At 30.9% G+C, this 24,506-nt stretch carries 23 protein-coding genes; 8 read left to right on the top strand and 15 right to left on the bottom strand.

The features are described from left to right. Nucleotides 1–9: 9 nt before the first annotated feature. The gene (locus C4N20_RS06020) at nt 10–975 is read right to left on the bottom strand and encodes a glycosylasparaginase (protein WP_005978478.1); all 966 of its coding nucleotides are present in this window, start codon (nt 973–975) and stop codon (nt 10–12) included. Beyond that, a complete protein-coding gene (locus C4N20_RS06025) occupies nt 975–1,295 on the bottom strand; it encodes a PTS lactose/cellobiose transporter subunit IIA (protein ID WP_005978481.1) in 321 nt (106 codons plus the stop codon). The genes C4N20_RS06020 and C4N20_RS06025 overlap by 1 nt, the downstream gene beginning before the upstream one ends. A gap of 256 nt (nt 1,296–1,551) precedes the next feature. On the opposite strand from C4N20_RS06025, the gene C4N20_RS06030 reads away from it, so the two are divergent. Continuing rightward, entirely contained in the window at nt 1,552–2,673 is a 1,122-nt protein-coding gene (locus C4N20_RS06030; protein ID WP_005978484.1) for a replication initiation protein, read from the top strand. A gap of 141 nt (nt 2,674–2,814) precedes the next feature. On the opposite strand, the gene C4N20_RS06035 is transcribed toward C4N20_RS06030, so the two are convergent. Further along, a complete protein-coding gene (locus C4N20_RS06035; RefSeq protein WP_005978487.1) occupies nt 2,815–3,744 on the bottom strand; it encodes an Abi family protein in 930 nt (309 codons plus the stop codon). Between the two features lie 331 nt (nt 3,745–4,075). Between C4N20_RS06035 and C4N20_RS06040 the strand changes: the two genes are divergently transcribed. Together C4N20_RS06040 and C4N20_RS06045 are read left to right on the top strand one after the other, a co-directional pair. Then, nucleotides 4,076–4,552: a GNAT family N-acetyltransferase gene (locus C4N20_RS06040; protein ID WP_005978490.1), complete on the top strand. Its 477-nt coding sequence runs from the start codon at nt 4,076–4,078 to the stop codon at nt 4,550–4,552. Nucleotides 4,553–4,670: 118 nt separating this feature from the next. After that, nucleotides 4,671–5,192, top strand: a complete 522-nt coding sequence (locus C4N20_RS06045; protein WP_005978492.1) for a GNAT family N-acetyltransferase — start codon at nt 4,671–4,673, stop codon at nt 5,190–5,192. A 60-nt stretch (nt 5,193–5,252) separates the two neighbouring features. Here the strand turns inward: C4N20_RS06045 and C4N20_RS06050 are convergent, their stop codons facing one another. Next, entirely contained in the window at nt 5,253–5,708 is a 456-nt protein-coding gene (locus tag C4N20_RS06050) for a GNAT family N-acetyltransferase (RefSeq protein ID WP_005978494.1), read from the bottom strand. 349 nt (nt 5,709–6,057) lie between these two features. Between C4N20_RS06050 and C4N20_RS06055 the strand changes: the two genes are divergently transcribed. From C4N20_RS06055 to C4N20_RS06070, 4 genes are all read left to right on the top strand, one after another. Next, the gene (locus tag C4N20_RS06055) at nt 6,058–7,605 is read left to right on the top strand and encodes a Na+/H+ antiporter NhaC family protein (RefSeq protein ID WP_005978497.1); all 1,548 of its coding nucleotides are present in this window, start codon (nt 6,058–6,060) and stop codon (nt 7,603–7,605) included. After that, nucleotides 7,602–9,272 (top strand): amidohydrolase, encoded by a 1,671-nt coding sequence (locus tag C4N20_RS06060; RefSeq protein ID WP_005978499.1) that lies wholly within the window; start codon nt 7,602–7,604, stop codon nt 9,270–9,272. Before C4N20_RS06055 ends, C4N20_RS06060 begins: the two co-directional genes overlap by 4 nt. Nucleotides 9,273–9,293: 21 nt before the next feature. After that, on the top strand, nt 9,294–10,136 hold the full coding sequence (locus C4N20_RS06065; protein WP_005978501.1) for a DMT family transporter: 843 nt from the start codon (nt 9,294–9,296) through the stop codon (nt 10,134–10,136). Nucleotides 10,137–10,202: 66 nt separating this feature from the next. Continuing rightward, nucleotides 10,203–11,069, top strand: a complete 867-nt coding sequence (locus tag C4N20_RS06070; protein ID WP_005978503.1) for a MurR/RpiR family transcriptional regulator — start codon at nt 10,203–10,205, stop codon at nt 11,067–11,069. Between the two features lie 64 nt (nt 11,070–11,133). Here the strand turns inward: C4N20_RS06070 and C4N20_RS06075 are convergent, their stop codons facing one another. From C4N20_RS06075 to C4N20_RS06095, 5 genes are read right to left on the bottom strand one after another with little or no spacing between them, the layout of a single operon-like run. Further along, nucleotides 11,134–11,907, bottom strand: coding sequence for a MerR family transcriptional regulator (locus C4N20_RS06075; protein ID WP_005978505.1), 774 nt, complete (start codon nt 11,905–11,907; stop codon nt 11,134–11,136). Between the two features lie 26 nt (nt 11,908–11,933). Beyond that, entirely contained in the window at nt 11,934–12,323 is a 390-nt protein-coding gene (locus tag C4N20_RS06080) for a PG0541 family transporter-associated protein (RefSeq protein WP_005978506.1), read from the bottom strand. A 15-nt stretch (nt 12,324–12,338) separates the two neighbouring features. Beyond that, on the bottom strand, nt 12,339–15,419 hold the full coding sequence (locus C4N20_RS06085; protein WP_005978508.1) for an efflux RND transporter permease subunit: 3,081 nt from the start codon (nt 15,417–15,419) through the stop codon (nt 12,339–12,341). Nucleotides 15,420–15,469: 50 nt separating this feature from the next. Continuing rightward, nucleotides 15,470–16,540 carry an efflux RND transporter periplasmic adaptor subunit gene (locus C4N20_RS06090; RefSeq protein WP_005978510.1) on the bottom strand — a complete coding sequence of 357 codons (1,071 nt, stop codon included), beginning with the start codon at nt 16,538–16,540 and terminating at the stop codon, nt 15,470–15,472. A 49-nt stretch (nt 16,541–16,589) separates the two neighbouring features. Beyond that, nucleotides 16,590–17,861, bottom strand: a complete 1,272-nt coding sequence (locus C4N20_RS06095; RefSeq protein WP_106878561.1) for a TolC family protein — start codon at nt 17,859–17,861, stop codon at nt 16,590–16,592. Nucleotides 17,862–18,177: 316 nt separating this feature from the next. Here C4N20_RS06095 and C4N20_RS06100 point away from each other — a divergent pair, with 316 nt between their 5' ends. Beyond that, nucleotides 18,178–18,966, top strand: a complete 789-nt coding sequence (locus tag C4N20_RS06100; protein WP_005978516.1) for a helix-turn-helix domain-containing protein — start codon at nt 18,178–18,180, stop codon at nt 18,964–18,966. A 506-nt stretch (nt 18,967–19,472) separates the two neighbouring features. On the opposite strand, the gene C4N20_RS06105 is transcribed toward C4N20_RS06100, so the two are convergent. The 6 genes from C4N20_RS06105 to rsxC are packed head-to-tail and all read right to left on the bottom strand — an operon-like array spanning nt 19,473 to nt 24,506. Next, the gene (locus C4N20_RS06105; RefSeq protein WP_005978518.1) at nt 19,473–20,474 is read right to left on the bottom strand and encodes an RnfABCDGE type electron transport complex subunit B; all 1,002 of its coding nucleotides are present in this window, start codon (nt 20,472–20,474) and stop codon (nt 19,473–19,475) included. 17 nt (nt 20,475–20,491) lie between these two features. Then, a complete protein-coding gene (gene rsxA / locus C4N20_RS06110; protein ID WP_005978520.1) occupies nt 20,492–21,076 on the bottom strand; it encodes an electron transport complex subunit RsxA in 585 nt (194 codons plus the stop codon). 3 nt (nt 21,077–21,079) lie between these two features. Beyond that, complete coding sequence (rsxE, locus tag C4N20_RS06115) at nt 21,080–21,691, bottom strand: electron transport complex subunit RsxE (RefSeq protein ID WP_005978522.1); 612 nt, start codon at nt 21,689–21,691, stop codon at nt 21,080–21,082. Next, nucleotides 21,691–22,224 (bottom strand): RnfABCDGE type electron transport complex subunit G, encoded by a 534-nt coding sequence (locus tag C4N20_RS06120; RefSeq protein ID WP_005978524.1) that lies wholly within the window; start codon nt 22,222–22,224, stop codon nt 21,691–21,693. Before C4N20_RS06120 ends, rsxE begins: the two co-directional genes overlap by 1 nt. Continuing rightward, nucleotides 22,214–23,158 carry an RnfABCDGE type electron transport complex subunit D gene (locus tag C4N20_RS06125; RefSeq protein WP_005978526.1) on the bottom strand — a complete coding sequence of 315 codons (945 nt, stop codon included), beginning with the start codon at nt 23,156–23,158 and terminating at the stop codon, nt 22,214–22,216. Before C4N20_RS06125 ends, C4N20_RS06120 begins: the two co-directional genes overlap by 11 nt. Before the next feature lie 37 nt (nt 23,159–23,195). Continuing rightward, nucleotides 23,196–24,506 carry an electron transport complex subunit RsxC gene (rsxC, locus tag C4N20_RS06130; RefSeq protein WP_005978528.1) on the bottom strand — a complete coding sequence of 437 codons (1,311 nt, stop codon included), beginning with the start codon at nt 24,504–24,506 and terminating at the stop codon, nt 23,196–23,198.

Below are 24,506 nucleotides of genomic sequence, written 5' to 3' on the forward strand. Positions count from 1 at the left end.
CGTCTCCTTTTATATTTCTTCCAGTGGTTTTTGTATATTTCTTTTGTAATTTTCCATATATTCCTTTGAAGCTATCTCTATTTTTACCTCATTGCTTCCTTCTATAGGATTTGCAAGATATACTTTAGGTTCATTATCTGGGTCTGCTGCGACAAATGAAAACTCTACATTTGTTCCAATTCCCCATTCTCCTTTATTATTCATAGCCACAACAGATATAGCTCCTGCATGCCCTCTTCTTTTTTTCAGCTGTTCAGCAAATTCTGTAACTGCTGATTGAGCAGCTTCTGTAGGGGACATTCCTCTTTTCATTCTTTGAACTGTTTCGTAAGAAAGACACCCTTTCATTATATCTTCTCCAAGTCCAGTAGCTGCTGCCCCACCAGCTTCATTATCTACATAGAATCCTGAACCAGATACAGGAGAATCTCCTACTCTTCCTCTTTTTTTCATAAACAATCCGCTTGTAGAAGTAGCTGCTGCCATATCTTTTTCTGAATCTATACTTATCATGCATACTGTATCATGACCATCATAAGGGGAAAGATTTTTTTCAGTTATCTCTTTCATTCTCAATTCCCAAGTTTTTTTAGCTCTTTCAGTAAGCATATTCTGTCTTACAAAACCATTCTTATGAGCGTAAGCCTCTGCTCCCTCTCCCACAAGAAATATATTGAATCTGTCTGCACTAAGTTTTCTTGCTATACACACAGGATTTTTATAATCTTTTATTCCAGCTACTGCACCTATAGAAAGTGTCTTTCCATCCATAAAAGCAGCATCCAATTCAACTTCACATACTTCATTTGGAAGTCCTCCATATCCTACTGATTTATAGAATGGATAATCTTCAACTTCCATTATTGCTCTTTCTACAGCATCTTGGCATTTTCCACCATTTTTTAATATATCAGCTCCTAGAGTTACACCTTCAACAGCCATTCTCCAAGTAGCTATCATAGCCCACTTCTTCATTATTTTTCCACTCCTACTCTTCTATATAAGTCTATTAGCTCTTCTACTAATTCTCTAGCAAGAATTGAGTTCATAAGGTGGTCTTGAGCATGGACCATAAGAAGGTTCATAGCTATTCCATTCCCATCTGCTTCATTACATATAAGTTCTGTCTGCATCCCATGAGCTACAAGTGATTTCTCTCTTGATTCTTTTAAAAGTTCCTCTGCTTTATCAAAATTTCCAGTTTTAGCTTCTCTAAGTGCTTCATAAGCCAAACTTCTTGCCTCACCAGCGTTACCTACTATTGTCATTGCTACTTCTTCTAAATCTAAATCCATGTTCATTACCTCCTTAGATATTTTTGATTTTTTAAGGTTACACCTATATTAGCACTAGTCAAATAAAATGTCAAAAATCACATTTTTATGCCCGTATATCGTTTTTAAAGTTCTAATTTAATTATTATTCTTGAAATAAAATATAGTATATGGTATGATTTAGTAGATATGACGAAAATAAAATAATTGTATTTCGTTTAACTTTCAGAAAAAAAATATTCAAAAATATAAAAAAATTTTTAAAAAGGGGATTTTTATGAGTTTTGATATACTTCAGAAAGATATTCAGGTAGAATTTTCCAAACATCTCAATAGAAAAGAAAGAAACCTTATCAAATTTTTGTCAATAAAAGATAAAAATGTAACTCTTCCTTTTAAAGAATTTTTAAAATATCTAGATTTTGAAACACAGGAAGAAGGAATAAAATTTCTTAATTTATTTATGAATAAATATATTATTCTTTCATCAAATAACTCTAAGTATCTTGCATATTTAAATATACTTCAATCTTTCTATATATCTGGTGATGATATAACATTGATATTTCCTGACGAAATAGCCAGTTCTTTTAAAAAAGGAACTAATTATGAAAAGCTTGGAGTCAATAGAGTTCTTACATTCAGAGAAAAATTTTCATATCGTCTATACCAATATGTAAAAAGAGCTCCAGAAGACAGTGTATATATCCCTATGGAAATTTTAAGAAGTCTTCTTGAAATCAAAGAATCATATAAAAGATATTATGATATTGAAAAAAATCTCCTGATTCCAGTATTGAAAGATCTTGAAGATAATGGAGACCTTCCTCTTTTATACACTAAAAATAAAAGTGGAGATTACAAAAGTGCAAAAATTTTGGGAATTACTCTTGAAAAACAGATAGTAGAAAATAGTAATACTATTATAATTAATGATATTATGACGAAAATAGGGAAAGAGGTTAAAAATTTTACTGAAATATACTCTATAATATTAAAAGCTCTAGCTGAACATGGAGAGGAATATGTTAGGACTAATACAGAATATGCTCTAAAAAATTTCACTGGAAATTTTGACATTTTTCTAGAACAGCTTTTATTAAAAAATACTCCTGTAGAAAAAGCATATCTTACAGTTAAAAAGAAATTCAAAACATTATTTGAACTTCATATGGAAGTAATGAAGGTAGCACAGAAAGAAAGCCAGTATCCTTCTAATTTAAAATTTCTTATCAAAATATATTCTTTGAAAGATGGAGAATCTACTGTATGTGATGGAAAAGATATTTCAATGAAAATATCATATAACAAAAATGATTTTTCATATATAGAAGTGTTCAGACAAAAAATAAAAGAAGAAAATCCAAATGGAGAAAAATATAAAAAGGAAGCTGATTAGAGCTTCCTTTTTTTTTATTTATAGTATTTTTAATTTGTAAAATATCAAATTAATAAGCTACTTCATATAATCCTAAGATATCTTCTAAAACTACATCTTTTGGATTTCCTCCAATACATGTATCTGTAAGGATATCTTTAGTTAACTATGGTTTTCAATATTTTTATTATCAATTTTTAAATAACTCTCCCAATCTTCTGGAAATCCTATACAACTTATATCAATAACTTCTAAAAATTCATTAAAAGTGTTCTTTATATCTTTTAAAATTTTATTATTCCATTCTTCTTTATCTCTAATTAATATTCTCATTACTAAAACATAATCAAAAATTTTATAAGTAGTTATTGGAAATTCTTTAGTTTTAGCTGGTGTTGAAACCACTTTATAATTATAAAGTCTCATATCATGTGCCAACATATTTCTAAATCTTCTCATTGCTTCAATCCAATTTCCAAACTGTATTTTGCTGTACCCATATTCTTTTGCAATTTTTTTCTGAACACTATTATCAAGCAATACATAAAAATTTTCTAAATTTCCTAAAGTAAACAATTCTATTGCAACCCATATAGGATAATAGCCTTGATAATTTAATTTATGATGCTGAATAAAAGGCAATTCTTCATTATCTCTAATATTTTTATTAATAAAGGAAATAAATTTTGAATGTTTATCCTTATCCTTAAAATCTCTGCTAAACATGTAAGAAATATTTCCTTCTGAGTAACTGTGTGCAAAATTATATGAAATGGAAGTTTTTAAATCTCTTTCAATAATTTCCATTCCATATAAAAATATATTTCTAATTCTCATATCAAATTTTATAATTTTATAAATATAATCAAAAGTTAATTCTTTGGGATAACAGTCATTTGCTAAATCTTTAAAGTCATGTAAATATCCTGTAAAATGGTAATAGTTAATTCTTTTTAAAACTTCTTTAGCAAAATTCTCGTTTTCTATAACTAGATTTCTATTCTTTAATTTATTAATTTGTTCATCAAATGTTGTTGGAGGCTTTAATTGTGAACTAATAAATTTAATAAACTTATCATTTTCAATATTCATGTATGACTCCTTATAAAAAAAATCGACCCTTGCATGGGCCACATAACAAAAATAAAGTTAGAGGTGTGCAAAGGTCTGTATCATACTAAAATAATATCATATTAGTAAAAGAAAGTCAATAATATAGATATTCATTTATTCCTAGTTCTCTGTAAAATTTATCATTTGTTGTATGAATATATGGCCTCTTAGTAATTTATACTACATAATCTTCTCCTCTATACTTTTAATAAAAATTCCACTTTTTTAAAAATTTAATTAAATTTTACCAGTTTTATTTCTGTTGTTTTCTTTCAGCTTTAGCTATATAATATTCTAAAGAGGTGAGCCTATGATATTGAGAAAATATAATCCTGATGATTGTATTAAATTATTAAAACTCTTCTATGATACAGTTAGGAATGTAAATAAAAAAGACTATAATGATGAGCAGCTTTCTGTATGGGCTCCTGATAACTATATAGAAGAAAAATATGCCCTCTGGCAAAAGTCTCTTTCTGAAAATTTTACTATTGTTGCTGAAATCAATGGAGAGATTGTAGGTTTTGGAGATATAGAAAAAACTGGCTATCTCAATAGGTTATTTATTCACAAGGATTATCAGAATATGGGAATTGCATCAGCTATAGTTAAGGAACTTGAAAAATATGCAGAGAAAATATGTATATGCACAATAATAACAGAGGCTTCAATCACAGCTAAACCCTTCTTTGAAAGGCTGGGATATACATTGGTAAAAAAACAGCAGGTAGAGAGAATAGGAATTTCTCTTACTAACTATGTTATGGAAAAAAATATATCGAGATAAGGTTCATTTATAAAAAATCTAAATTCTAATATATTATTTCTATTTTAAATTATATGACAAAATAATATGTATATGGTCAATAATAATTTTGCTGGCAGGTACCAGATAAGGAGCTGAAATGATTAGAAAAGCTAAAAAAACTGATATAGAAATTATTTCGAAAATCTATATAGACAGTCGTAGAAAAACATATAAAAATATTCTTCCAGATGATTATCTCAATTCTCTAACTTATGCACAAGCAGAGAAAAAATGGGAAGAGTATTTAGAAAATGATAATAATGTTATTTTTCTTCATTTAGATGACAAAGGAACTATTACATCTCTTGCAGCAAGTAAACCTTACAGACATCTCAAAAAATGTCTCTATTTAGATTCACTTCATGTGTCTCCTGAATTTCAAAGTAAGGGAATAGGAAAATCTCTTATCTTAAAAACTGCTGAATTTGCTTTGGAAAATGGCTATGACACTATGACTATCTCTATTCTTAGAGGAAATGACAAAGCTGAAAAAATTTATCAATATTTAGGAGCTGTATATCTTAATGATTTTATCAATTATTTTGACAATACTTCAGCTATGTCTACAGTATTTATATGGAAAGATTTACCCAAATTAATAAGCAAGCATAGTAAATAGTATATAAAAAGAAGCTGATATGAGATAAATTTTTATTACTCTATATCAGCTTTTTATTTATTAGATTCTCATTTCCATTATGATTTCTCCATCTTCATCCATTTCTCCTGTCTCTTTAAATCCACAGGCTGAGTACAGCTTCATAGCCAATATATTTTCTGGTTCAAAAGATAGATTTATTTTTCTGATTTTTTCTTTTCTAAAAAAATCAATTATCTCTTTCATAGCTTTTTTTCCATAACCTCTTTTTTGATAGTTTCTATCTATCATAAAACGACATATCCAATACTCATCTTTATCTTTTTCCATATTAAGCATAACAAAACCTATAAGCATCTCTTCTGCATATATTCCAAATAACTTAACTGTTTCCCTGTAGATATATGCCTGTGCTATGGAATAGATATTTGAAGCAACAAAAGCACTCTGTTCCTCATTAACTTCCAACTTAATACATTCATCATAATTATCTTCATTGATTTCTCTTAAAGTAATTACTTGATTTGATTCACTCATTTAATTCCTCCTGATTTAATCTAATTTTCTCCAAAAATATATATGATTTTCTATCTATTTTTTTTATTTTCATAATAATTCCCCCTTTTTCTTACAACTTTTATCTTATTAAATTGTAGCAGATCAATCAAATATTTACAATTTTTTATATATTATCTAAAATTTTTATTTATATTATTAATCCTCTTTCATTCTATTTTTTTTATACAATTATCTTAAAAAAAAGTTTTTCTTACAAACTTTAAAAAAAATTTATCTTGACTTTACTACATTTTTAAATTATAAATATAGTAACTACTACATTGGCTAAATTTAATAACTTTTATCTAAAATCAAGGAGGGCAAAATTATGGAGTACGGAATTTTATCTGTCATCCCACCGCTGGTAGCTATTATACTGGCATTGGTGACAAAGCAAACAGTTTTTTCACTTTTTTTAGGTCTGTGGATCGGTACTACAATCATCTCTGATTGGAACCCAATAATTGGATTTCCAAAAATGATTTCTGATTTTTTTATTCCGCTGATTGGGAACAGCTGGAATGCAGGAATGATAATGCTTATTGTTTCTTGTGGGGGATTTGTATATCTTATAAAAGTTTCTGGTGCAGCTAAAGCATTTGGGGATTATGCTTCTAAGAGAGTAAAAACAAGAAAAGGTGCTCAGCTTACAGCTTATTTTGCAGCATTTGCTTTTATTTTTACAGAGCCAACTCTTACACTTGGAGCTATCATGAGACCAATTACTGAAAGACTTAGAATATCAAGAGTAAAGCTTGCATACATATGTGACGTTATGGGGTGTCCATTTGCAACACTTTCTCCAATTACAAGCTACAGTACTTATGCTATTGGATTAATAGCTACTCAGTTTGCTATGCTGGGGATAACTGATAATCCTTGGACTACATATCTGAAATCTATACCATACAATTTCTATGCTATGTTTGGTATGCTTGCTTTGTTCTTTGTTATCATATTTAATCTGGATATAGGACCTATGTATAAAGCTGAAAAGAGAGCTATTGAAACTGGAGAGCTTATAGGAGAAACAGATAACCCAATGGGAAAATATGATCTTGATGAAGAGACTTTATTTAAAGATTCAAATATAACACTGGCTAGTTTTGTTATTCCACTTCTTGCATTATTTGCTACATTGATAGCTATGATACTATGGACTGGAAAAGCTGGTGAAAATGGTATAGGAGGGGCTTTTGTTAATTCAAATATATCTCTTTCTATCACTACTGGGTTCTTAGTTGCTTCGATAGCTGCTGGAATAATGGGTGCAAAATCTAAAATATTTAAATATGGTGACATTGTTCCTATGTTCTGTAAAGGAGTTGCTTTAAACTCTGACATTCCAATTATTTTAGTATTAGCATGGTCTATTGGTTCATTGACAGGGGTTATGGATCTTAAAGGTTATTTAATAAATATAGTTGCACACTACAATATAGCTGCTGGTCTTATGCCTGCATTCCTGTTTGTAGTTGGAGCTTTCGTTGGATTCTCTACTGGAAGTTCTTGGGGTGTATGGGCTATAATTATGCCGATATCTCTTCCAATAGCTCACACATTTGGAGTACCAATGGAACTTATGATAGGGGCTTCTTTGAGCGGGGGAGTATTTGGAGATCACTGTTCTCCTATATCAGATACTACTATACTTGCATCTACAGCAGCTGGTTCTGACCATGTAGAGCATGTAAAAACACAGCTTCCTTACAGTATGACTGTTGGAATATCTTCAATCATAGGTTTCCTAGTAGGAGGACTTATCTCTCCAATACTTGGACTTATAGTTACAGCAATATCAATAGTAACAGCTCTCTTCATATTCTCTAAGATAGCTGAAAAAAGAAATGGTAAAATTTTAGGAGGAGTACAATGATGAATAAATCGAAAATATATTTTCCAGACTATATCTTCTATAATGGAAATGTTCATACAGTAGATGCAGAAGATAATATTTATGAAGCTGCTGCTGTATCAGGAAATAAAATAGCTGCTGTTGGAAGTAATGATGAAATAATGGCTATGAAAACTGACAAAACTGTATTGATAGATTTAAATGGAAGAAGTCTTATCCCAGGGATTAATGATGCTCACAATCATGCATGGGAAACTGGTTTAATGCTTGAGGGAATAGTACTTTTCGGTATCGACAGCATGAAAATGCTTCAGGAAAAAATCATAGAAAGAATAAATGAAGTTCCAGAAGGGACATGGATACAAGGAGGAAGCTGGATAGAATCTCAATTTGAAGAAAATAGAGCTCCAAATCGTTATGATTTAGATGCTGCCTCTCCTCATAATGCAGTTGTATTAGAAAGAATATTTGGTGCATGTTCTGTAAATTCCAAAGCACTGGAACTGGCTGGTATAAATAAAGACACTCTGGATCCTCCAAAAGGACATATAGAAAAAGATGAAAATGGAGAGCCTACTGGTGTTCTTCATGGAAATGCTGTTCTTTTAGTAAGAAAAGTTATGCCTGGACCTTTTGGAAGTGACGATTTTGGAGCAGGAGAAGGGGAACCTTCTATTCCAGTATTAGAAAAATCTATATCTCTTGCAATAAACGAATACAATAAATATGGAATTACAAGTATAACAGAACCAGGAGTAAGTTCTGGTGTATGCAAAGCCTATCATGATTTATTAAAGAAAAATGAACTTAGATGCAGAATAAATCTTATGCCTAACTGGCATGGTTTCACGTTGCAGCAAAATGAAAAAGAGCTGGATCAACTTCTTAATGATTACGATTTCTCATCTGGTTACGGAAATGACTGGATACGTTACTCTTCATTAAAAATGGCAATAGATGGAGGGCTTACATCTATGACAGCTCTAAAATCTTGGAATTACAAAGGGGAGGATTCATTGAGAGAATTTCCATTGAGATTGGATATCACTAAACTTGATGAATATATAAAGTCAGCTCATGATTCTGGATGGGATATAGGTATTCATGTAATGGGAGACGTTGCTATAGATAAAGCTGTAGATGCTATCTACAAAGCTGTTAAAGCTAACCCTAGAAAACATCAGCACTCTATAATTCATGCTTATTACCCAAGTGAAGAAACTCTTAAAAAAATGAGTGAAGTAGGAATAATGGTAGCTGCTCAGGCAAGTTTCATATATGTAGAAGCAGATGGCTATGATTCTCTGCTCCCTAGGGATAAGCAAACAAGTTTTACTCCATTAAAAACTTACAAGGATAATGGAATTGTAGTTTCTCTTACTACTGATATGCCTTGTTCAAATTTGAATCCATTTATAAATATGTATGCAGCTGTAACTAGAAAAGGTTCTAGAGGTTATTCTCTTGGAGATGAAGAAAAAATAAATAAAACTGAAGCTTTGAGAATGATGACATATAATGGTGCTGTACTAAATGGAGAAGAGAATTTCAAAGGAAGTATAGAGGCTGATAAACTGGCAGATCTCGTTATTATTGACAGAAATCTTTCTCAGGTGCCAGATGAAGAGATAAAAAATATCAAAGTTGATTTCACTATGCTTGATGGAAAAATCATCTATCAAAGATAGGGAAGTCGAGGAAGTGAATAGATGCTGTATCTGATCATAGCAGTTTTATCAAATACCTTTATGACTTTTATTATAAGACTGTCAGAAAAGGAAAAAAGCAATCGTTTTAATGTAAATACTTTTAACTATCTTTTTGGAGGTATATTGGCATATTTTGTTATTAGAAAGGAAAGTATATTCTCATTTGATGGAGATTACAAATATACACTTTTCCTCGCAGTGATAAATGCCGTTTTATACATTACCTGTCTTTATCTTATGCAGGTAAATATGAAGAAAAATGGAGCTCCTCTCACTACTACATACAACAGACTGGGGCTCCTTATCCCTATCCTTGTATCTGTCATACTGTTTAAGGAATATCCTAATCAAATGCAGATAATTGGATGTATTTTAGCTATCTTTTCTATCTATTACATCAACAAAAAAGATAAGAAAGATGAAAAAAGCAAGGTTTCTCCCTTACTTCTTATAGCTCTTTTTATGGCTGGAGGTATGGTAGACACTTTAGCAAAGATATATGGATATTATGGAAATTCAAATCTGCAAGGGCATTTTATTTTCTATACTTTTGTTTTTTCCTTTATATTCAGCCTTATACTTAGCATCAAAAGCATTAAAAATCTGAGTAAAAAAGAAATACTTATTGGTTTCTTTATAGGTATTCCCAATCAGATTACTACTCTGGCTCAACTAAAAGCTGTAGCTGTGCTTCCTGCTTATCTGGTATTTCCAGCATACAGTATTTCGGTTATACTTTTAGTCAATCTTGTGAATTTTCTTTTCTTTAAAGAAAAGCTCACAATGCGTCAGTATGTGGGAACAGGTATCATCATTTCAGCTCTTATATGCATGAATGTCTAGAAATATTCCTTGCTTTTATTATTAAATTATTTTATGATAAAAGAAAAGAAACGTGAGGTATGATTCATGACTGGAATTGCAAAGCTGTACAGGAAAAACTATAATAACCTGACTAAAGCTGAAAAACAAATAGCAGAATATATCTGTGGTAACCCTAAAAAAGTTATCATGATGACTTCCTTAGACCTTGGAAAAGAGCTCAATGTCAGTGATGCAACAGTGTTGAGATTTTCTAAGAAAATAGGATTTTCTAAATATAATGAACTTAAAGAATATCTTGCAGAAGAATTGGAAGCAAGAAAAAGTGTCATTGATAAAATGCTAGATAACTGGAACAATGACAGAGAGGATAATAACAGTGTTAAGAAAATGATAAATGCTGATATTAAAAATATGCAGAAACTTTACATGGATTTAGATTTAGAAGAAATAGATAATGTAGTAAAGCTTATGCAGACATCAAAAAAAATATTTGTTATTGGGGTAGGAAGCAGCAGAGCTGTTGCTGAAATGCTTGGATGGCATTGCATGGTTTTAGGTCTGGAAGCTGTAACAATATCTGAAGGAGGATATGGATTATTTGAAAAAATAGCCCATGTGACAAAAGATGACTGTGTAATATTTTTCAGTGTTCCTAAATATCTGAAAGATGAAGTACAGATGATGGAGCTTCTCCATACTAAAAAAGTTCCTTCAGTTGTTATTACAAATAATCTTTTCTCTAAAATTGCTTCTTATGCTTCTATATTTATCCCAGTTGAAACAGATAATACAAGTTTTTTTAATTCTTTTATACTTCATGCAGAGGTATGTAATGTTATTCTTCTAAAACTTTTTGAAGGAGACAGAAACAGATATTTTCAATATTTCAAACAAAATGAGAAGGATCAAAGCTTCCTTTACGAAGATGAGGAGCCTTCTTCTACATATTAAAACAAGAAGCTGTCTTATTAATCAGAACTATAATCTGACTTTTTAGACAGCTTCTTCTTTTTGATTATATTTCATTATCTATTAGAATCATAACTAAGTACCTTATCTTAGAATTTTCTTTAAACAGAGTGTATTCCTCTTCAAAAAAGACAAAGATATTCTGAGAAATTAAAATATCTTTTAATTCAGCCCATTTTTGAACTCTCTCTATACTGTTGGATATATCCTCTTTCTTAAAAAGACTTTCACTCCACATACAAATATAGCTCCCTTTATTTAAAACAACAGATTTATTCTCCCTGTTTTTAAAAGAAATATATAAGTGGGATCCTTTTATTTCTTCTTGTAAATCATTTTTAAGAAATTTAAATCCAAAATACTTATATTCAAACTTAAGAGGAAATCTTTCAAAGATTTTCTCTTCTGGGGAAATCTCTGTTCCTTTTATATCTTCAAACCCTTTTATAAAGGGGATGTCTAATTCTATATTCTTACCTGTTTTATGATTCATCAAGTGCTTTTCTAAAATTTTTTTCTGGTTTTTTAAACATACAATTTTATTTTGAACTTCAGAAATTATTTCTTTCAATATCTTTTCAAACTTATCCTCTTCTTTAGTAAAGATATATTCTTTTATCTGCTCCAGAGATATTCCCAGATTTCTTATATAGTTTATCAATTTTAAATTAAAAATCTGTTCTAAAGAATAATAATTATAGTTATTGCTTTTATCTCTAAAAGCAGGAGTAACTAAGTTTTCATTGCTATAGTATCTCAATGTAGAAACTGGGATTTCTGTTATTTTTGAGACTTCATTTATTAAATAATATTCCTTCATTACTCCTCCTTTTCTTTAAAATATATCTATTTTACTTTATGTTTTTCTTTTAATCTTGCTAAAAGTTCCCCATCAGGAATTATATCTTCATTAAGAAAATCTATAATTATTCTATCTACAGGAATCACTCCTGCTGTCATAACTACTCCATATGGAAGTGACATTCTGAACGTCTTCAAATTTTTCAGCATTTTATCCAGATTTCTTTCTGGTACAGTAAGGATAAAGGTACAGTCTGTTCCTGGCCATGTAAGAGTATCTTTATGTTTCACTTTAGCATCCCATACACTTTCTATTTTCTTTTGAATAGTGTAATAATAGAATTTTATTTCATCAAAAAATTCTTCCAACCTTCTTTTTTGTGATTCATTTATATTTACGAATATCATCTTGTAGTTGTAATGTCCATCAGTCATTTCTTATCCTCCCCTCTACTTTCTTCCAGTTAACTTCTTAGGTAAAAGCATTTTAATTCTAATAATTGTTCTCTTGATAAATCTCAAGACAGCATTATTCATGTCCTCGATCATTGTATATAGTATTGGAATTACAACCAATGTCAGAAGTGTTGAGAATGTAAGTCCAAACATAACTGTAATAGCCATACCTCTATATATTTCTGCTCCCTCTCCTATTCCCAATGATAATGGCAGCATTCCAAGTACTGTTGTCATAGTTGTCATAAGGATAGGTCTAAGCCTCGTTCTACAAGATTCTATTACTGCTTCCTGTCTCTCACTTCCTCTTTCTCTGGTCATTTTGATAAAGTCAATCAGTACAATGGCATTGTTTACAACCACCCCTGCCAGAAGTATAACTCCTATCATAACCATAATATTTACAGCCTGATTTGTAAGAATAAGTCCCCATAATACTCCAATCAATGCAAGTGGTATTGATCCTATAATTATCACTGGAAGCACAAAGTTCTCAAATTGGGATGCCAAAAGTGCATATATCAAGAAAATTGCTATTCCCAATGCAAGTCCCAACTGACTTACTGTATCCCCTAAACTTTCAGAATCTCCACTCCATCTATAACTGATGGACTTTGGAGGATTAGTTGAATTGTAAGCTTCCACAAGCTTATTTTGAATAGCATTTATTCCCACTCCTCCATCATTTGCAGAAACTGTTACACTGTATATTCTATCTGTTTTATTTATTTCTGATGATCCCTCTGCCATTACTATTTCTGCAACGTCAGATAATTTTATAAATTTTCCACTGCCTATTTTTATATTAATATTTTTTAAAGCATTAATATCATTTCTTTTATTCTTAGGGAGTCTTACCATAACATCTATCTCTTCTATTCCAGTTTTAACAGTTACTGTATCTGATCTGTCTCCTCCCAATATTGAATAACTTAGTGTTTTAGCAATTACAGATGGGCTGATTCCGTAACTTTTAATTTTATCTCTGTCAAGTACTACTCTTGCCTCAACGTTTCCTGGATCCAATGTTGATTTTACGTCAACTGCTCCTGGATATTTTTTGATTTCTTCAAGTACCTTTGCTCCAACTTCTTTAATCTCTTCGAGATTAGCTCCAACAATATCAAACTGAACATCTCTCTGCTGTGATCCCATTGCAAAATCTTCTGATAAATTTGTTCTTGTATCAGGGATTTTTTCAACAATTGGTCTCAACTTATTGATTATTTCAAATACAGAAGTTTTTCTTGTATCTTTTTTTCCTATGTCAACATTAATAGAAAAACTGTCCTTTTGAACAATAGTAAAATAGCTTTGAGTATTAGGTTCATTTTTAATTATCTCTTCTATTTCCTTAGCCATTGCTCCAGATTTTTCAATATCCAATCCTTTACCTAGTTCTGCAACTATTGAATATCTTCCTTGATCCTGCTTAGGCATAAATTCCATTTTTAAAAGTTTAGGAGTTGTCATTATTGTAAACATAAATATAACTAATGTTGTTCCTACTGTTTTCCATCTGTTTTTTACAGCCCAGTTTATTATTTTCAAATAGTTGCTTTTTACTGCTCCAAAAAATTTTCCTTCTTTTGTAATATCTGTTTTATTTGTAAGAAATCTGCTGGCAAGCATAGGTATCAAAGTAAGTGAAACTATTATAGCTGCAAGGTTTGAAAATATAATGGAATAGGCCAGATCTCTATTTATTTCTCTTGCTATCCCTGGAATAAACAGTATAGGGATAAATACAACCATTGTTGTCAAAGCTGATGCTATAACTGACATAGTTACTTCTGTAGTTCCATTATCAGCAGCCTCCATTACTGGAGCTTTAAGTTCTGTCATATGTCTGTATATATTATCCACAACAACTACTGAGTTGTCTGTCAGCATTCCCACTCCTATTGATAATCCCATTAGAGATATCAAGTTCAAAGATGTTCCATTTAATGCAAGGAATGCAAATGTAAATATAACCGCTACTGGAAGAGCTGCTGATACCAATAGTGTTGCTCTTATATTTTTCAAGAACAAATATAATACTATTGTTGCAAGAATAAGTCCTTGCACTGCTGTTCCACTAACATTTGAAATAGATTTATTAATATCTTCTGAAGTATCCAAAAGTATACTGTATTCAGTATTTGGAGGCATAATAGGTTTTAATACTTCTAAAGCATCTAAAGCTTTATTGTTAAGATCTATTGTGCTTCCATCTGATGATTTTTCAACTACTACTGCTATTGATTCTTTTCCTGAAAGATATGATATATCCTCTGGATCTTCTGTAGTCAATACAACATTAGCTACATCTTTAAGCCTTAAAGTATTTCCATTACTATTTAAAATCATATCTTCAAAAGTATCTATATAGTTTAATTCTCCCATAAATCTAACAATTACATCTTTAGATCCTGTACTTATTGTTCCCAAAGGCAGATTTAAGCTCGATACTCTTATCATTTCATAAAGTTCTGTAGGAGAAAGATCATAAGCTGCAAGCTTGTCACTGTCTATTTGAATCTGCACCTGTTTATCAGGATTTCCATAAACATTTACTTCTCCTATACCAGGCAAACTTTCAAATTTAGGTTTCAGATATTCCTCAACAAAACTACTTAACTCTGTCTTGTTAGGAGCACTCAGCATTATTACCAAAGTCAGATTTCCTGATCCTACTTCAACTTTCTTCGCTACAGGAGTGTCAGCATCACTAGGAAGATCATTTGTTATCTTTGATAATTCTCTTTGTATCTCTGTTACTTTATCATCTGCATCAATTCCATAGTCAAATTTTACTGATATTGTTGACTGACCATAAGTTGATGTTGATTCTATTTTATCTATTCCTTCAACGTTAGGAAGTATTTCCTCTATTTTTTTAGTAACCTGTGTCTCTACATCTTCTGCTACTGCCCCCTGCCATGTTGTTCTAACTGTAACAACTGGGATATTCATATTTGGTAAAAGCTCTGATTTCATAGAAAACATTGCCATTAATCCAATGAACATAACAGATACCATAAGCATTGTTGTAGCAACTGGTCTACGTATTGATAAACCTGCTAAAGTCATTTATTTATTCACCTCATTATTTTCTTTTAACTCTTATTATTCTTCAATTATTACTTTGCTTCTGTATTTTCCTCTACTTCATTTCCTTCTTCTAATCCGAAGATACCTTTAACTACTATTCTGTCTCCTTCTTTTATATTGTCTGAAGAAATTTCAGTATATGGAAGATTTGTAGCTCCTGTTTTTACCTCTACTCTTTTTGCCACTCCATCTTCTGCTTTAAATACATAGCTTAGCAAGTTTCTTACAAATATTGCTTCATCTGAAACTGACAGTACATCAATTTCTCCTACTGGAATAGTTACATATGAATACATTCCATCTTTTATAGCTCTATCAGGATTATCAACCGCTATTTTTATCATATATTTTTTAGTTGCTGAATCTGCAATTGGGTTTATTTCTAAGATTTTTCCAACAAATTTCTTACCTAATGCTCCTACTTCAACTTCCAGATCCTGTCCTACTTTTATTTGAGTAAGCCACTCTGCTGGGAATCCTACATAAGTTTCCATAGATTTATCATTTACCACTGTGAATATAATTTCACTTGATGATATTTCATTTCCTTCTTTTCCAAAAAGGTTTCCTACAATTCCATCTATTTCAGCTTTCCTGAATAATTTATCATAGTCGCTTTTTGCATTTTCATAAGATGCTTTAGCTGCTTCATAATTTCCTTTTGCACTTACATAAGTATTTTCATAACCTATATATTCAAGGTAAGATACTAACTCTTTCTCATAAAGGCTCTCAAATTTTTGATAGTTGTTCTTTGCAATATTAAGTGAAGACAGTGCTGATGTATAGTTAGCTTTTGCTGTGAAATAACTTGATTCTGTAGCAGCATCTGAAAGTTCCATTACAAGCTCGCCTTTTTTTACTGTGTCTCCATTTCTTTTAAGTATTTTCTCTATCGTTCCACCTTTTTCAGTCTGATGATTAACCTTGTTTTTAGGTTCCAGTACAGCATCTGATTTAAATACCTGATTCATTTTTCTCATTGTTGCAGGTTCTGTGATAACATATTTAACTTTTTTCTCTATCACTTCTTCTTGTTTTTTCCCACAACCTGTCATAACTAATATTAAAAATAATATTAAATAACCTGCTTTTTTCATTCTTGTTCCTCCTAAAATCCCTGATGATTAATTTCAATATTTATATAAACTAAATAAGCAATGATCTATATTTTTCAAATGCATATAGATAATCTATTACTATTTGATTGTATGCTACTTTTGCCTCTCTTTCCTGTGATTCAGACAATAGATAATCTACTGCTGAAATTAATCCTGCATCGTATCTTTCCTGATCCATTCTGAAGTTCTCTATAGCTGCTTCCATTGCTCTCTCTTTAGAATCTCTCTCTTTTTCCATTCTGATTAATTCCAAATAAGCATCTGTTACACTTATATCAATACTATCTTTTGATATTTTCTCTCTCAACATTTCCTGTTCTTTTCCTATTGCTGCTACTTTATAGCTGTCATAGTTCTTTCCAAATTCAAATACATTCCATGTTACCTGTACTCCGCCTCTCCATTCAGCTTCATCTATTGTTGGATTATATTTTGTTCTTTCTGATGTTCCATAACTTGCAAAAGCATTTACCTTAGGAAGCATATCTGCTCTTGACACCATTTTTGAAGCATCTGCTGCTTCTACATAGTTCTTAGCTACTAAAGCATTTATACTCTCATTCATAGCTTGATCTAAATCTGCTTTGAAGTTTATATTTCTACTTAAATACATAGGAACATTAAAATCTACCACTGTTACATCTTCCTGTTTAGGTATTCCTGTTTTTATTTTAAGATTTTCTTTTTCAATAGTTATTCCATTTTTTGTTCCAATGATTTGTGACTCAACTTCTAAAAGTGAATATTCTGTTTTTAACAGATCTGTTTTTGTGATAAGTCTTAAATCCAACTGTGCTTTCTGTTTATTATATCTTGTTTGCAGTTCTCTTTTAGAAGATTCCAAAGCCTCTAAATCTTTCTCATATTTAACTATATTAGAATAATTTTGAATTGTACTCAATCTCACGTCTCTTCTTTCACCTAAATACAAAAGATTAGCTATACTTTTGTAAGCTTTAGCTCCTTTTATTCCACCAAGAACAGCTCCACCTTGGAATAATGGCTGTGATATAGATATAGTCTGAGTATATCCACCCTTTCTGTCTACCTGATTTTCCCATCCATGTTTATACATTTGACGTTCAGATTCACTTCTTGTATATGTTCCACTATATACCACACTTGGCAGTGCATCTTTAAATGCAATTCCTACATTTAATTTTGCTACTTCAACATCCTTCTCAGAAATTTTAATTTCTTTACTATTCTCCAGTGACATCTGTATAGCTTGATCTAGAGTAATCTCTCTAGCAAATAGTGAACTACTTAATATTAAAAGTAATCCCAATATTTTTTTCATTGTTACCTCCTGAATATTTTTATTCTCAATATAAAAAATTATTAGAAAATTATTTTTAAAATTGTTATTATATAAGATATACAATTTTAAATTTTTTATTTTATATATACACTTATTTTTACAATTTCTATTCTAAACTTTAAAGTAAGTTTAAAGTTGAAAATATTTAAATTATCTTAAAATTGTCATTATACATATTTTAGAGTCTAAAATATTTTTCTTTTTTATTCACAAGTCTTATTATAAACTTTAAAGCTACTTTAAAGTCAAGATTTTTTAAAACTATTTTTTAATAAATATATTCGGAGGGTAACAGATGGAAAAATATCTTTCTATTGGTGAAATTTCTAAAATTACAAAAGTCCCTACTTCAAAATTAAGATTTTATGATAAGGAAGGCTTACTTTCACCTCAACTAAAAAAAGAAAGCAGATACAGATATTATTCTAGTGAACAATTAATACTTATAAAAAAAATTGTTACACTTAGAGATTTAGGCTTTACAATAAAGGAAATTAAAGAGTTTTTAGGAAATGAAAAAAATAATGAAAAAGATATAGAGATGATAAAAAATGTTCTGAACAGAGTTCAGGAAGAGATAAAAAAACTAAAATCAATAGAGAAAGAATTACTGACAGATTTAAATAAGAAACCAAGAAAAATTGGAATACCTTTTTTAGAAGAAGTTGAAGAAAAAAAAGGTGTTAGAATTCTCAAAGAAGTTAATATTTCAAAGGAAGAAAATTTGCTTAGTATGATTAAAAATGTAATAAAGCATGAGGAAAAAGGATATAAAATCCTCTCCCATACAATTAGAAAAAAGATAGAAGATTTACCTAATGAAAACTCTTTAGAAAATGGGTATATAACTACTGATAATCCAGAACTTCATAATTCTATTATTTTAAAAAAAGGAAAGTATGCTTCTATTTTAGGTAAAGGAAGTTTTGAGAACAGTACTGTTTTAACTGAACTTTTTAATTGGATAAAAGAAAATAATTTGAAAATAATAGATGAATATGCTAATATATTTTTCAATCCTGAGGGAATAGGGGTTAAAAGTAAAAAAGATGTCCCTTACGAAATTAAAATATTAGTTGAATAATCTCAGCAAAAATGAAACTAAATACTAAAGAAAAAATATTATTTTAATAAACTCATTAATAGAGGTATTTTCAAATTTTATTTATCTTTTAAATTAGTTTCTTTTTTATTTATTATAAATAGTTTTAAAAAAATAACGTCTCTGTTTCAGATAAAATTATATTATAAAATTTTTAGGATATTGCATTTTATAATTTTATTACATGTATATAATCAATAATAAAACTATAGAAAGTGTGAAAAATAAGAGTATAAAAAATTTTTGCAAATCATAACTTTCTGTGATAAAAATTAATCTCTTATATAAAATACTTTTTCAGAAAAAATTTTATATCAACTAATCTATAATTAAAAAGCATAGTATCAAAAAAGGTGTTAATACTGTTTTTACTATCAGCACCAAATATTTACAGCCATATTATACATCCCAAATTTTATACAATTATATATTCACAAAAAAAGACACTCAATTTTAATGAGTGTCTCTTATTATTGTTTATATAACAATTAGTCTCTTCTTTCGATTACATTCATTTTGATAGCTTTTAATTTACATTTATCAAAACATAATCCACAACCTATGCATTTTTCTTGATCTATTTTATGTTTAGCTTTAAGTTCTCCCTCAACAGCACCTACTGGACAAACTTTAGCACATAGAGTACATCCAACACATTTTTCTTCTATAATTTCAGCTTTTTTAATTTCCTTTATTTCGCTTTTTATCGCATTTGTAGGACATTTAGCAGCACATAAACCACATTGGATACATTTCTCTGGATCTATTTTAGCAAGATTGTTTTCAACTGTAATAGCATCTACTGGACATGCTTTTTTACATAATCCACATCCTATACAAGCTGTAGAACAAGCTTTTCTAGCTGTAGCACCTTTTTCTTTAGAAGAACAAAGTACTGTAACTTTTTTATTTTGAGGAAGCATAGAGATAACTTTCTTAGGACATGCTTTTTGACATAGTCCACAAGATATACATTTATCTTCATCCACTTCAGCAATACCTTTATCATTTACTTTAATTGCATTAACTGGACATACTCTTTCACAGTCCCCATGTCCTAAACATGAGTAAACACATGATTTATCTCCACCTGCATAAAGCATCATTGCAGCACAAGTTTGAAGTTCTCCATCAAACTCATATATTTTAGTAGTTCTTGTATTATCTCCTTGGCATAATACTTTAGCAACTATTTTTTCATCAGATACTTCTACTGTAGCTCCCATGATCTGCCCAATTCCTTCAGCTACACTAGCTCCTCCAGGGGCACATAGTGACATTCCTGCACCTTCATTTACAACTGCTGATGCATATCCAGCACATCCAGGAAATCCACATCCTCCACAGTTTGCACCAGGAAGAATACCCATTATTTGTTCTATTTTTGGGTCCACTTCAACTTCGAACTTCTTCGAAGCAAAGGCCAAGAACAACCCCATAGCAAGACCTGTTAGTCCTAAAACCAGTACAGGCATTATTACTGCGTTCATATTAACCTCCAAAATATTTATATTTGCATTCCACTAAATCCCATAAACGCCATAGCAAGAAGTCCAGCTGATATAAATGCAATTGGTACTCCTTTAAATGGTGCTGGAATAGCTGAGTATTCTATTCTTTCTCTAATACCAGCAAGTAATACTAATGCTAGTGAGAATCCTACTGCAACAGAAAATCCATTTACTAATGTTTCAATAAAGTTAAATCCTTCTTGGATATTTATAATTGCTACCCCTAGTACCGCACAGTTAGTTGTGATAAGAGGAAGAAATACTCCAAGAGCTTTGTAAAGACTTGGTGAAGTCTTAGCAATAGCCATTTCAACAAATTGAACTAGAGCTGCTATAATTAATATAAAAGCTATTGTTTGTAAATAGTCTAATCCAAATGGAGCAAGTAAAAAATGATATACAAGCCATGTTATCCCTGAAGCTAGAGTTATTACGAAAGTTACTGCCATTCCCATTCCCAATGAAGCATCTATTTTTTTAGATACCCCCATGAAAGGACAACATCCCAAGAACTTAGCAAAGATAACGTTGTTTATAAATATAGAACCTACTATAATACTAAAAATACTTCCAAAAGTCACTTTCTATCCCTCCTTACTCTTTTTCATCTTTAGATAATTAAGAGTTGCTATTATACATCCAATTGTAAGGAAAGCTCCAGGTGCAAGTATAAATATAAGTGCAGGAGTGAAGCTTGTAGGGGCAAAGTTGATACCGAATACAGATCCGTTACCAAGAGCCTCTCTGATAGCACCCAATACTGTAAGAGACAGAGTGAATCCAAGTCCTGTTCCTACTCCATCAACTAGAGATGCCAGTACACCATTTTTTGATGCAAAACTTTCTGCTCTTCCCAATACTATACAGTTAACAACTATAAGAGGAATAAATAATCCCAATACTTTATAAAGATCAGGAGTATATGCCTTCATAATCATTTCAACAATTGTAACCAATGAAGCTATGATCATGATAAATGCTGGAATTCTAACTTGATCTGGAATTAATTTCTTAAATGCAGAGATTAAAACGTTTGAACAAGCAAGAACAGCTACAACAGCTAGTCCCATTGACATACCATTTATTGCTGAACTTGTAACTCCAAGTGTAGGACATAGTCCCAATAGAAGGATAAATACAGGGTTTCCTGTGAATATACCCTCAAAGAATATTTTTCCGTAGTTATTTTTCTCCACTATTTTCTCACCTCTTTGTCATACACTGTCAATGCTCTCATCATTCCAGTATAAACTGCTGTTGGAGATATAGTAGCACCAGCAAATGCATCTGTAGATTTATTGAAAGTATATGATGAATCTCTTCCTATCCAGATAGCCTGCCATGCTTTATCCATAACTTTAGCTCCAAGTCCTGGAGTCTCTTGACTTCCTATTATATCCAATCCTGCAATTTTACCATCTTTATCAATTCCTAAAACAAAGTTGATATCAGCAGCATATCCACCTTGAGCAACAGATACAACATAACCTGTAAGCTCTCCAGCTGCATTATACCCTGGTATAAACTCTAACCCTTCAGCTTTTACTGACTCTTCAGGTTTAAATGTATCAGCAGAAGATAGAACATTCTTTCTTGCTAAGTTTACAGCTGCAATTTCATTATTTTCTATTACAGTTTTAGTTAGATTATTTACTACAGCCAATATTCCAGCTGATACAGCAGCGATTATAAAAAGAACTGCTCCATAATGTACAAATCTATTTTTCATTAGACTTCACCTCACCAAATTTTTTAGGTGCAGTATATCTATTAATTAATGGAACAACTCCATTCATGATAAGGATAGAGTAAGCAACTCCCTCTGGATATCCACCTTTCATTCTAATTAAAGATATAAGTAGTCCTAATCCCAATGCAAATATTACTTTTCCTTTTGGTGTATATGGACTTGTTACCATATCTGTTGCCATATAAAAAGCTCCTAAAAACAATCCTCCTGAAAGGATTTGCATTACAGGATCTCCTCCCATTGCCCAAGTAAGAACAAATACTGTACCTATTATTAAAGCAGGCATTTTCCAGTCTATCTGTCCTCTATAGATAAGATATATTCCTCCAATAAGAAGAGCTAAAGCTGAAGTTTCTCCTAAACATCCACCCATTCTACCTATAAAAGCCTGAGCATATTGGTTTCCACCTTCTATTAAAGCTCCATCTAGAGGAAGTCCTCTTTTCATAGCATCCAATACTGTAGCTCCTGCTTTTCCATCTAGAGCAAAAGTAGTGATAGCCACTGGCCAAGACGCTTGAACAAATGCTCTACCTACTAATGCAGGGTTAAATATATTATGTCCAAGTCCTCCAAATACCATTTTACCAAGAGCGATAGAAACTATCGATCCTATAATTACATAAATAAGAGACATATTTACTGGTATAACGAAAGAAAATAATATACCTGTAAGAATAGCACTTCCGTCAAATACAGATATATCTTGCTTCATTATTTTTTGACAAACAAATTCTGTAACAATACATGATAATACAGCAACTGAAGTAACTATAAATGCTCTTATTCCAAAAACATATACAGCAACTAAAAATGCTGGTATTAAAGATATTATTACATCATACATTACTTTTTCAACTGTTTCTGATGTTCTTATATGAGGTGATGGCCCCATCTTCAAAATATTAGTCACTTGTACCCTCCTAATAACTTAATAACTTTACTGTATGTTATTTTTTCATTGCTCTTAATTTTGACTTACCTATTTTAATAGCTTCTGTCAATGGTCTGTTAGCTGGACATATGTAAGCACATGATCCACATTCAATACAATCCATCAGGTTGTATTTTCCAATTTCTTCCCATTGTTCAAAAGCAGCAAGTCTTGCAAACATAATAGGTTCAAGAAGCATTGGACATGCTCCTATACATTTTCCACATCCTATACAAGCTTTTGGTTTATAAGGATTTGTTTCCTCTTTTGTAAGAGCTAATAATCCAGAAGTTCCTTTGATTACTGGAGCTTCTTCTGAGAATTGAGCCATTCCCATCATCGGTCCACCCATTACTAATTTATCCATTATATCTCTGTTTACTCCACATTGATCAAGGATATAAGAAAATGGTGTTCCAATAGCTATTTTTATATTTTTAGGATTTGCTATTGCTTTTCCTGAAACTGTAACAACTTTTTCAATTAGAGGAGTACCATTTACTAATCCTTCATAAATAGCAGCAGCTGTTCCTGTATTTTGAACTACTACTCCTACTGCTGATGGAAGCTTACCAGATGGAACCTCTCTATCTAAAACAGCTTTAATTAATTGTTTTTCTCCCCCTTGAGGATATTTTGTTTTTAGAGGAGCTATCTCTATTCCTGTACCTTCAGCAGCCTTTTTCATAGAAGCTATTGCTTCAGGCTTATTTTCTTCAATACCTATAATAGCAGTTTCTACTCCTAAAACTTTTTTGATGATTTTGATACCTTCAATTATAGTTTCTGGATGCTCAAGCATAAGTCTATTGTCTGAGTTAAGATAAGGTTCGCACTCTGCACCATTTAATAGCAAAGTATCAATCTTTACATCAGCAGGTGGATTAAGTTTTACATGAGTAGGAAAACTTGCTCCTCCAATACCTACAATTCCTTTTTCTCTAATCATTGCCAATAAATCTTTCTTGTCAGCAGTTTCCCAATTTTCTATCTTAGTTAATTCTGCCCAAGTTTCTTCCCCATCATTTTCAATCATGATAGTTTTGATTCTTCCCATTAATGGAAATACATGTTCTTCAATTTTTTTAACCGTACCACTCACTGGTGAGTGTATAGGAGATGTTAAAAATGCTTGAGAGTCAGCTATTTTCTGACCTTTAAGTACCTTATCTCCAATAGCTATAATTGGATCTAGTGGTGATCCTATATGTTGTAATAAAGATATATACAACATTTTTGGTGCTGCTAGTTTTTCTACTGGCATATTTTCTGTCTGTAGTTTATTTTCAGGCGGATGCACTCCACCTCTGAAACCAAAAAATCTCAT

It is taken from the genome of Fusobacterium ulcerans, from assembly GCF_003019675.1.
Lineage (GTDB): Bacteria > Fusobacteriota > Fusobacteriia > Fusobacteriales > Fusobacteriaceae > Fusobacterium_A > Fusobacterium_A ulcerans.

Excerpts from the sequence above, each read along its gene's own strand:
- C4N20_RS06035 (WP_005978487.1), bottom strand. The coding sequence starts at position 3,744 with ATGAATATTGAAAATGATAAGTTTATTAAATTTATTAGTTCACAATTA.
- C4N20_RS06100 (WP_005978516.1), top strand. The coding sequence starts at position 18,178 with ATGGAAAAATATCTTTCTATTGGTGAAATTTCTAAAATTACAAAAGTC.
- C4N20_RS06085 (WP_005978508.1), bottom strand. The coding sequence starts at position 15,419 with ATGACTTTAGCAGGTTTATCAATACGTAGACCAGTTGCTACAACAATG.
- C4N20_RS06020 (WP_005978478.1), bottom strand. The coding sequence starts at position 975 with ATGAAGAAGTGGGCTATGATAGCTACTTGGAGAATGGCTGTTGAAGGT.
- C4N20_RS06025 (WP_005978481.1), bottom strand. The coding sequence starts at position 1,295 with ATGGATTTAGATTTAGAAGAAGTAGCAATGACAATAGTAGGTAACGCT.
- C4N20_RS06075 (WP_005978505.1), bottom strand. The coding sequence starts at position 11,907 with ATGAAGGAATATTATTTAATAAATGAAGTCTCAAAAATAACAGAAATC.
- C4N20_RS06120 (WP_005978524.1), bottom strand. The coding sequence starts at position 22,224 with ATGAAAAATAGATTTGTACATTATGGAGCAGTTCTTTTTATAATCGCT.
- C4N20_RS06050 (WP_005978494.1), bottom strand. The coding sequence starts at position 5,708 with ATGAGTGAATCAAATCAAGTAATTACTTTAAGAGAAATCAATGAAGAT.
- C4N20_RS06045 (WP_005978492.1), top strand. The coding sequence starts at position 4,671 with ATGATTAGAAAAGCTAAAAAAACTGATATAGAAATTATTTCGAAAATC.
- rsxC (WP_005978528.1), bottom strand. The coding sequence starts at position 24,506 with ATGAGATTTTTTGGTTTCAGAGGTGGAGTGCATCCGCCTGAAAATAAA.
- C4N20_RS06070 (WP_005978503.1), top strand. The coding sequence starts at position 10,203 with ATGACTGGAATTGCAAAGCTGTACAGGAAAAACTATAATAACCTGACT.
- C4N20_RS06080 (WP_005978506.1), bottom strand. The coding sequence starts at position 12,323 with ATGACTGATGGACATTACAACTACAAGATGATATTCGTAAATATAAAT.
- C4N20_RS06060 (WP_005978499.1), top strand. The coding sequence starts at position 7,602 with ATGATGAATAAATCGAAAATATATTTTCCAGACTATATCTTCTATAAT.
- C4N20_RS06030 (WP_005978484.1), top strand. The coding sequence starts at position 1,552 with ATGAGTTTTGATATACTTCAGAAAGATATTCAGGTAGAATTTTCCAAA.
- C4N20_RS06040 (WP_005978490.1), top strand. The coding sequence starts at position 4,076 with ATGATATTGAGAAAATATAATCCTGATGATTGTATTAAATTATTAAAA.
- C4N20_RS06095 (WP_106878561.1), bottom strand. The coding sequence starts at position 17,861 with ATGAAAAAAATATTGGGATTACTTTTAATATTAAGTAGTTCACTATTT.
- C4N20_RS06055 (WP_005978497.1), top strand. The coding sequence starts at position 6,058 with ATGGAGTACGGAATTTTATCTGTCATCCCACCGCTGGTAGCTATTATA.
- C4N20_RS06090 (WP_005978510.1), bottom strand. The coding sequence starts at position 16,540 with ATGAAAAAAGCAGGTTATTTAATATTATTTTTAATATTAGTTATGACA.
- C4N20_RS06105 (WP_005978518.1), bottom strand. The coding sequence starts at position 20,474 with ATGAACGCAGTAATAATGCCTGTACTGGTTTTAGGACTAACAGGTCTT.
- C4N20_RS06065 (WP_005978501.1), top strand. The coding sequence starts at position 9,294 with ATGCTGTATCTGATCATAGCAGTTTTATCAAATACCTTTATGACTTTT.